Origin of the sequence: Mesorhizobium sp. M0518 (assembly GCF_040321125.1) — a bacterium.
In the GTDB taxonomy this organism is placed as follows: Bacteria; Pseudomonadota; Alphaproteobacteria; order Rhizobiales; family Rhizobiaceae; genus Mesorhizobium.
The window spans coordinates 1-8,621 of sequence record NZ_JAMYQY010000048.1 but is presented as its reverse complement, the minus strand read 5'-3'; the positions used below and the strand labels follow the sequence as shown (position 1 = coordinate 8,621).

General features: G+C 59.3%; 6 protein-coding genes and 1 pseudogene. 2 read left to right on the top strand and 5 right to left on the bottom strand.

Going from position 1 to position 8,621, the window contains the following annotated elements; translation table 11 throughout:
- Window positions 1-110, bottom strand: a 110-nt coding sequence (locus tag NKI66_RS32755; RefSeq protein WP_502900991.1) for a M81 family metallopeptidase, incomplete at its 3' end; no start/stop codon positions are given.
- Window positions 111-234: 124 nt separating this feature from the next.
- Complete coding sequence (locus NKI66_RS32330) at window positions 235-1,821, bottom strand: ABC transporter substrate-binding protein (RefSeq protein ID WP_352754052.1); 1,587 nt, start codon at window positions 1,819-1,821, stop codon at window positions 235-237.
- 1,358 nt (window positions 1,822-3,179) lie between these two features.
- Here NKI66_RS32330 and NKI66_RS32325 point away from each other — a divergent pair.
- Complete coding sequence (locus NKI66_RS32325; RefSeq protein WP_352754051.1) at window positions 3,180-4,559, top strand: M20/M25/M40 family metallo-hydrolase; 1,380 nt, start codon at window positions 3,180-3,182, stop codon at window positions 4,557-4,559.
- A 242-nt stretch (window positions 4,560-4,801) separates the two neighbouring features.
- Window positions 4,802-6,034, top strand: a complete 1,233-nt coding sequence (locus NKI66_RS32320; RefSeq protein ID WP_352754050.1) for a hydantoinase/carbamoylase family amidase — start codon at window positions 4,802-4,804, stop codon at window positions 6,032-6,034.
- Window positions 6,035-6,447: 413 nt separating this feature from the next.
- On the opposite strand, the gene NKI66_RS32315 is transcribed toward NKI66_RS32320, so the two are convergent.
- The 3 genes and pseudogenes from NKI66_RS32315 to NKI66_RS32310 all read right to left on the bottom strand — a co-directional run.
- Window positions 6,448-6,624, bottom strand: coding sequence for a hypothetical protein (locus NKI66_RS32315; RefSeq protein ID WP_352754048.1), 177 nt, complete (start codon window positions 6,622-6,624; stop codon window positions 6,448-6,450).
- A 507-nt stretch (window positions 6,625-7,131) separates the two neighbouring features.
- Window positions 7,132-7,275: pseudogene (locus NKI66_RS32750) on the bottom strand (hypothetical protein); the annotation flags it as partial.
- 279 nt (window positions 7,276-7,554) lie between these two features.
- On the bottom strand, window positions 7,555-8,621 hold a 1,067-nt coding region (locus NKI66_RS32310; protein ID WP_352754046.1), incomplete at its 5' end, for an MlrC C-terminal domain-containing protein.

The following is an 8,621-nucleotide window of genomic DNA, read 5'->3' as shown; positions in this document are numbered from 1 at the left end:
TCGTCGCCCAGCAGCAAGGCACCGGACCGGAAATGCTCGAGCGTGGTCGGCACTTTGCTGAAGGTGTTTGCCTCATGCTCGATCTCGCCAGTGAGGACGTGGTGCCCCATGGGAATATCTCCGGATTGCATAAAAGATGGCGCTGCTGTGGACTACGTGTGGCAGTTAGGCTCAGGACCTTTAGGTGGCTCTGGCAGCGACGGTCGAGACCCTGAGAATGTAAGCGGCCACTGCTCAGGCCTTCTGCATATTCCACATGAGAATGTAGTTTGGAACCTCCATGAGGCCTGTGAGCGTCTTACGTCGCGCGATTGGCGAAGCATATTGTCCCAACAAGACGAAGCCAACGAAGTCCCACCATAGCTTTTGCATCTCTCGGGCCAGGGCCTGGCGCTCTGTCCGCGTCTCGACATCAACCCATTTGGCCCGAAGAGCCTCATATTCGTCGTTATTCGGCCAACCGTACCAACCCTTCCCGCCATTTGCACTTAAGAAGGGCGCACTAACCGGGTCGCTAAAGTCAGAATCGGAAGAGGTAGTGATGAAGATGCTCCAGCCGCCGTTTTCGACGGGGTCCTTGCTCGCCCGGCGCGCAACAACCCCGCCCCAGTCGCTTGGCGCGAGCTCAGCATTGACCCCAATTTTACGCAGGCTGGCCGCCAAAAACTGCGCGGCGTCGCTAACCTGCGGCCGGGTCGTCGGCTGGAGAATGACGACCTTCTCACCGGCGTATCCGGCCTCCTGGAAGAGCTGCTTCGCCCGTTCCGGGTTGCCTCCCTTCTTGAACCATCCCGTATTTTCGTCGTTCGTATAGAGCGTATTGGCTCCAAATATCGAAGTAACAGTGCGACCGTATTTTGGATCGGGGGAAATGACACGGAGGAACGCATCCTGGTCGATCAGGTGAAGCATCGCTTGACGCGCCTTCACATTGTCGAACGGCTTCTGAAGGCAATTCATGCGCAAGAACATGTCGTCGCCCGACTTGTTCAGAGCTTGGAGTTCAAGGTTGGGATCGCTCTCGATCACCGGGTAAAGATCGGCGGGCGGGAAACTAAGGAAATCGACCTCACCGGCTTGCAAGGCAGCCAAAGCAGTCTGTTGATCCGCGATATTTTCCCAGATGGCCCGGTCGACCTTGACCACCTTCCCACCGGCGAAGCCGTCGGGGGCCTCGCTGCGCGGGACGTATTGTTCATTGCGGTCGTAAGTAAAGCTGGCGCCCGGCTTGGCAAGAGCATGATTGAACCTAAACGGCCCAGATCCTATATTCGCGGTCACCTGCTCGGTTGGCGGGCGATCCGCATCCTTTTCGCGCATGACGAAAACTGGGTAACCCAAGGTCATCAGGTCTATAACCCCCAGCCGTTCCTTGAGCGTTATAGTGAAAGTCTTCTCATCCTTCTTCGAGATATCCTTAGCCCGATCCATAAGAAGGCTTCCGTAAACCTGGCCCCAGCGGCGGATCGAGGCGACACAGTCGACTGCAGTGACGGGAGTGCCATCGTGCCAGCCCAGGCCATCCCGCAGCTCGAACGTATAAGTTTTCTTGTCGTCGGAAACGCCCCACTTCCCCACCATTTGCGATTGCAGGGCAAACCTGGAGTCGGGCGAGAACAGCGTGTCGTAAATGGCGTAGGCGTGGCTGTGGGTGATGTTAGCGGTTGTAAAGTAGGGGTCGAAGGCAGTAAAGTCCTCCATCACCATCCGCACCGTACGTGCGTCGGTTGATGCCGTCTGTGCCCGCAAGACCGACGGAATTGTTACAGCCGTTCCGGCCGCCAGGCCCATTTTAACGAGGTCGCGTCGCGTGATTCTCATGTGTTCCGTTCCCCTTTTTGGATAGTGGCTCGGTTAACCCGCACCTATCATTCGGTCGGCACGACGATTAAGGCATTCGATCCCAAAGAGGCATATCTCTCCAACGAATGACTTTCGAAGACGACACTTCGAGACAGTACCACCTGGCGTGGGAGCGTTTGCGCCAAAATGCCACGGCTATTGAAACGCGGGCTGCAGAAACTCGCTCGGTTTGATGAAAAAGGCCGCCAGCAACCGAGCTGTGCCGTGGCCAACCGCGCCGCCCGCGACAAAGGTCCTTTGGCGACCCAAGCCCATAGAAGCTTGTCCGAGCCTCCTGGAGCCGTCGTGCACCCCTTCGTGCACGAGCGCGCGGCTTGCGTGCCGGCATACTCTGCTAGCCTGATCTTGGCGACTTCGGCCGCCTTTCCACGATTCTGGGCGGGCCATGCAGCGCTATAGGGGGGGGGGCCGACCGCCTTGATCTCATGCCGTATGGCTCCAGTACCAAACATGTCGACAGGTCGGCACGCTTCGTCGGCTTATCTCCTCTAATCCTGTTTAGCGGCGCAATCGTGCTGGGGCCATGATCCGGCGGCAGCGCGTCCCGAGTAAAGGTGGTCACGTCAAAGAAGATCATTACAACGGCATTGGGCGAACCTCACCCAAAACCCCGCCCACGCGATGGCTAGTCGCGCAGGCTTCGCAGCATATTAGGCAGTTCATCGCGACCTCGTAGTGCGTTTGACGGATCGGATCGCGTCAACACCGTGCGCCTGGCGCATCCAAATAGTGCGAGCCTCTCGACAGATGGCTCTCCTCACGCGAGTTTCGATAGCCAGACTATGGCACATCTCCGATGCCGATCAGGCCGATTTCAAAAAACACCGTCTAGTGGAGCAGGTATTTCACAAGTAGCGCGTTTTCGGCAAGGATCGTTCGTCGTGAAGAGTTATTCCTACCTATGTGAGGCTTAGGTGAAAGCTCTCGTCGGCACAGCCACGCCTGACTCGGAAGCCAAGGAGTTCGTGTGCAAGACCGCTTGTATTCTGATTTCCGTCTGACAAACCCTGCGGGGGCGAGAGGAAACCGCACATGGAATTATGGACCGTGGCTGTCGCATTCGTACTATGGCGCGGTGATAGCATCGCAGGACGACTTCGACATGATCGTCAAGAGCGTTGTCATGTGGGTTCGCCGCGTTGAAGCATCGATTCGATTTTATCGCAGTGCGGATCATCGTCGCGCTGCAAGCTCTTGTTATGCCGACCTGCTCTAGTGACCCACGTTACTGAAACGCGCGGCGGCCTACAGCAGATTTGTGCCTCATCGTGTCGAAATGGCAGGCCGGTGTTCTCCTTCTTTCATTGGAAAAAGACATGACATCTTTTGATAAGTTGAACGCCATTTTCGAGTATATCGATCGGAACCGCCCCCGGTCTCTCGAGCGTCTGACGCAGTATCTTCGTCATCCAAGCGTCAGTGCCGAGAACATAGGTATCGACGAAGTAGCGGCCCTGCTGGTCGAAATGCTGACGGATATAGGACTCGAAACGAACCTGGTGCCGACGGCGGGGCATCCCATGGTTGTGGCGCGGTGGGAAAAGGCTGCGGGCAAGCCGACCGTGCTGCTCTACGGCCATTATGACGTGCAACCAGCCGACCCGATCGAAAAATGGCTCTCGCCTCCGTTCGAGCCGACCATCCGTGGCCAGCGCATTTATGCACGCGGTGTGGGAGACAATAAGGGCCAGCATTTTGCCCAGATCCTGGCGATCGAGTCCCACCTCAAGGTGCATGGCACGTTGCCCTGCAACGTCATCCTGCTGCTGGAAGGCGAGGAGGAGATCGGCAGCCCGCACATTGCCGATTTTGTGCAGGCCAACAAGGATCTCCTAAGAGCTGATCTTGCCGTCACGGCCGATGGCCCGCGTCATGCGAGCGGTGCACCTGTGATCAAGTTCGGATCGCGCGGCGTGCTCTCCTTTGAGCTTCGTTGCCGCCACGCCAGCCGCGATCTCCACTCGGGTAATTATGGTGGCGTGGTGCCCAACCCGATCTGGACATTGCTGCATGTGCTCGGCACCATGAAAAATGTGGATGGTGAAATCACTATCGACGGTTTCCACGAGGGTATCGAGCCGCCATCGCCCGAGGAGCTAGTCGCAATCGAGCGCCTGCCGCTCGATGTTGAGGCCTATAAGCAGAGCCTCGGGCTCGTGCGGCTCGATGCGCCGGCTGAACGGCCCTTCTATGAGCGGCTGTGCTCACGCCCGACGCTAACAATCAATGGCTTCCATGGCGGCTATGGCGGGCCTGGTAGTAAGACCGTCCTGCCCAGCGAGGCATTCGTAAAGTGCGACATACGGCTGGTGGAAGCGCAGGACCCCGCCGACATACTGCGCAAGGTAGCCGCGCATGTGAAGCAACACGCGCCCGATGTGGAGCTCATCGCGATGGAGAACATGTCCCCATCAAAGACGCCTATAGCCTCGCCCTTCACCGCGCCGTTGCGCCGTGCTTTCGTCGCAGCGCAGGGGGAGGAGCCCCTGCTTATCCCAGCGGGTTTTGGCAGCCTGCCCAGCTATGTCTTCACCAAGATACTCGGAATTCCTGCTTTCGAAACGCCGTACGCGAACCATGATGAAGCAAACCACGCGCCGAATGAAAATCTAACACTTGATTGCTTCTACAGCGGGATCCGCACTGGCTCGGCATTGTTACATGAGCTTGGCTCGTTGCGACTCGGTGAACCGTGATCGATTGGCGTGGTCTGCCCTAGGATAGGTACGCAGTCTTCGCGGCCGAATTCCGACATCGCCCTTTCGACAATTTCAAGTCGGTCTGGATAGCTGGGTGACGGATGCTGACAGCCCATCAGGATGATCTGTGCTGGGCGGTGCTGGCCGACCCGGCATACCGCCGACAAGCCGTCCAAAGGCTGTCGTCACCAGCTTAACTTAAACTCATTAAGGACGAACTACAGGACGGGGTGCAGGAGATGCCAAAGATCAACGCCGAGCGCTTACTCTCGGAGCTCAAACGTTTCGCGCAATTCGGAGCGTACCGGACGGGTGTCCATCGCCCGACGTATTCGAAAGAGGACATGAACAGCCGCCGCTGGCTTGCGCAGCAATACGAAGCCGTAGGGCTTCAGGCGCATATCGATGGGGTGGGCAATGTGTTCGGCACCCCTCTCTCGGAACGGCCATCTCTCTTAATCGGATCGCACGCAGAATCCGAGAACCATGCCGGCTGGCTTGATGGGGCGCTTGGCGTGCTGTACGGGCTCGAGATTGCCCGGACCTTCGCGGAAACGCCGGACTCTGCTGGCCTTCCCATCGCCCCAGTTGCGTGGGCGGATGAAGAAGGCCACTTTGTATCGTTGCTCGGTAGCCGTTCATTCATCGGTGACATCGACGAGGCGGAGATCGACCGCGCTGTGAATGTCCATCATGGGCTGCCGCTCAGGGAAGCGCTCCGTGCAGCCGGCCTAGCCGGTGTTCCCCGATCTCTGGTGGAACCGGAACGCTACGTTGGTTATCTGGAAGCACACATAGAACAGGGCGACGCGCTGGAAGCCTCGCGCAACCGGATCGGTGTTGTTACGAGCATTGTCGGGCTCTGGCAGTACTCAATCGTCTTTCGCGGCATCCAGAATCACGCCGGTACGACGCGCATGGCTATCCGAAAGGATGCCGGCCTCGCTGCAGCGACGCTAGCCACGGCCATTGCCGAACGCTTTCCGAAAGTGGCCGGACCGCGTTCCGTCTGGACCACAGGCCGCATTAGCCTGGAACCGGGCGCTCCCAGCATAATTCCGGGCAAGGCAGAGATGCTGTTCCAGTTCCGGGATTCAGAGATGCAGGTGCTTGAGCGCCTCGATGCCACATTAAGGGATCTGGTAGAAGAGACTGCGATCAGAACCGGCTGCCGCGCGGAGATCGAGCGGACCGAGGCCGGCAAACCATGGCACATGGATCCTGCCTTCCAGGAAGCCATAGAGAACGCAGCCGCGCGCCATGCGCCCGGTGCCTATGTGAGAATGCCAAGCGGCGCCAGTCACGACGCACAGATCATTGCTCGCAAGCTGAGAGCCGCGATGCTTTTCGTGCCAAGCATTGGCGGTGTCAGCCATCATTGGACCGAAAACACAGACGATGCAGACCTGGTGCTCGGGTGTCAGGCGCTGGCCGATGCCGCCGACACGATCCTGCGTGGCGAAAGCAGGTAGCGGTTGGCATCCGAATCGGGTCATGAGAGTGGTCTATGCGATCGATGCTTAGAAGCGACCCCGTATAGCGCACGCGCTGGACCGTTCCGGCCGAGCAATACTTGTTCGGCTGGGTCCCCGAAATGTATCAGGGTCCTGCCGGTGCCGCCGATTTAAAACATGGTTTGACATCGGGCTCGCGACGGCGATCCGCTGGGTTCGGCAAGCGTGCGAGAGGGGCGACCGCAAGCCCGGCCGCAAGGCAAGCCGTGCGGCTCGAAGCTCGATCAGCATCGCGATTACATTCTCGGGCTGATCGAGGCGAAGCCGGATATCACCATCAGCGAGATGCTGGAGGAATGGCCTCGCAGGACGGTGTGCGTGACAGCTCGAGCGACGCTGGCCGTGTGGGGCTGGTGCTGGGCATCGAGGTCTCACGCCTGGCCCGTTCGTGCCAGGCTGGCATCAGCTGCTGGAAATATGCGCATCGGTTGAATGATCGGCGACGCCGACAGGCTGGCTAGGTCATCCTCGCGGATGAGATAAGGGCGCCAGCGCAAGCCTGCCTTGCGGGTGACAGCCCATTCGCGGATCAGGCGAATGATAGTCATTTTGTCTGACGCCGAGATGGTTTGCTGCTTCGCTCAGGATCAACTCATGGCGCTCCGCCCCTTAGCCCTTCCGGTAGACCTGGACTTGATGCGCGCGGCGGAAACTTTCGCACGCGCAGCTGGGTCCAGGTCTGTCCTCTGGCGAGCGTATTTTGAGCCGATTGAGAACCGGGGCGATGTTATGGTCCGGCAAGAGGCGGGCGAGTTCACGCACCGGCCGTTTTCGCCATGTCGATCTTAAAGCGGTTTGGCGAGCGCGCCTACCGGTTCTTCAGCACTTCGGGTGTGGCTGCCGCCCTGCCAGTGCAGCACGAGGTGCAACCGCCCGTCCTCGCCGCCACGACGATCTCCTTGATGACGGTGCGCAAAATCCGCTTGCGCGTCTTGATAGAAGCAGCGGGATGGTACCAGAGCGCAGGTACGGGTGAGCGCCATAAGTGTCATGCGCTCGTCGTTGTGAATCGGCGTGCAAAATTGGGTCTGACGCAATCTGGATGAAGTTCGGGTTCATGCAGCACCGATCAATCTGGCTTGAAGGAGATCGAACTTTCCGCGTCCGTACATCTGGCGCTTCACGAGCTTGAGTTTCGTAATCTGGCCCTCCGTCGGACCGTTTGACCACGGTTCGGTGATCGCGGCGCGGACGGCTGCGTATTCCGATGAAGCCGGCCAGTCATTCCGATTTTATTCCGGCCGGCGTTCCGATTTGAAGGCGGCCATTGGTCTCGGACTGATCCTGGGTCTGGTTGATGTTTGGATCGGGTTTTGTTTGAGGTCAAGCTTCGGTGTTTTCGGGTGCGCTTGGCGGGCGCTGTTTTCGCATGCTTTCACCGGTGAGATCGATGCGATAGGAGTGACCCCGCGGGGCGACATGGTCCGGAAAAACATCAGGAGGAGCTTGACCTCAACGACCCCAATCAGGGAAGCCCGCTAGAGCTCGATTTCATCGAGCGGCCAGATCGGACGGCGGACATGACCGTATTCTTTCTTTGATAGGGCGGCGGGTCCATTCATCCCGCCACCGTCGACCCTGATGACCTCGCGCGCGATCGGTTCGAACGCTGCACGGAAATGATGAAAGGACTTCAATGCTATGGTCGCGCAGTGAAACGGATCGATGCCAAGGGAGGTGAGCTGGGCAAGGTCGAGCGCTTGCTCGTTCCGCGAGACGACTGCAACTTCGATACCGCCCACGCGCAGCATCAGGCTCGGTCCCATACTCTGCCATACGCCTCCGCCCATGGGTCCGTAACAGCGGAAACGCCCGTCGGTGATGGAGACAATCTGCGCGTCGACCTCGAGCGGCTCCCCACCCAACTCGGGGGCGTGCTTGCCCCCGAGCAGGATCCGCCCCCTGTTGCCGACACCGATGGCGATGCCGACCTGCACGGCCGCGGGATCGAAGATCGCATAGAACGCCGCATTCTGGAGGTCGGCCGCGATCATCGCGCGCAGCAGGTTCGTCGCATCGCCGTAAGTACCACCGCCGGGATTGTCGCTGATGTCAGCGAGCACCAGCGGTTTATCGACGCCCGCCTCGCCAGTTTTGGCGCGTTCCACTGCCTCGGTGATGCTGATGCTGACGTGGGAGGGGGAGAGAAACTCGCGTGTCTCCCACGCATAGTCCATGAATTCCTCGGCGATGCGCTTTGCTTCGGTGGTGTCGTCATCGGCAGTGACGGTGACGCTTGGCCCGACATCGTAAATGTCGCATAGATCGAACCCGGCGCAGATGCTGACCACGAGCGCCTTGCCGGAGGCTTCCAGCGCCTCGCCGCGGTCGATCAGCTTGCGCATCGGGCCGGTCTGGGTGCGCCCGTGATCAAGACCGCGGAGCATCGGGCGCTTGGCGATCACAGTGCGGGGACGAATCTCGCCGCGAAGGGCGCGATCAAGCAGGTCGGCCCCCTGCCAGGCGCGTTCATAGTAGTCGATATGAGGATAGGTGCGCACGGCAATAAGCGCCGAGGCGTTCGTCGCCATCTTCTGAGTGACGT

Excerpts from the sequence above, each read along its gene's own strand:
- NKI66_RS32330 (WP_352754052.1), bottom strand. The coding sequence starts at position 1,821 with ATGAGAATCACGCGACGCGACCTCGTTAAAATGGGCCTGGCGGCCGGA.
- NKI66_RS32325 (WP_352754051.1), top strand. The coding sequence starts at position 3,180 with ATGACATCTTTTGATAAGTTGAACGCCATTTTCGAGTATATCGATCGG.
- NKI66_RS32320 (WP_352754050.1), top strand. The coding sequence starts at position 4,802 with ATGCCAAAGATCAACGCCGAGCGCTTACTCTCGGAGCTCAAACGTTTC.
- NKI66_RS32315 (WP_352754048.1), bottom strand. The coding sequence starts at position 6,624 with ATGACTATCATTCGCCTGATCCGCGAATGGGCTGTCACCCGCAAGGCA.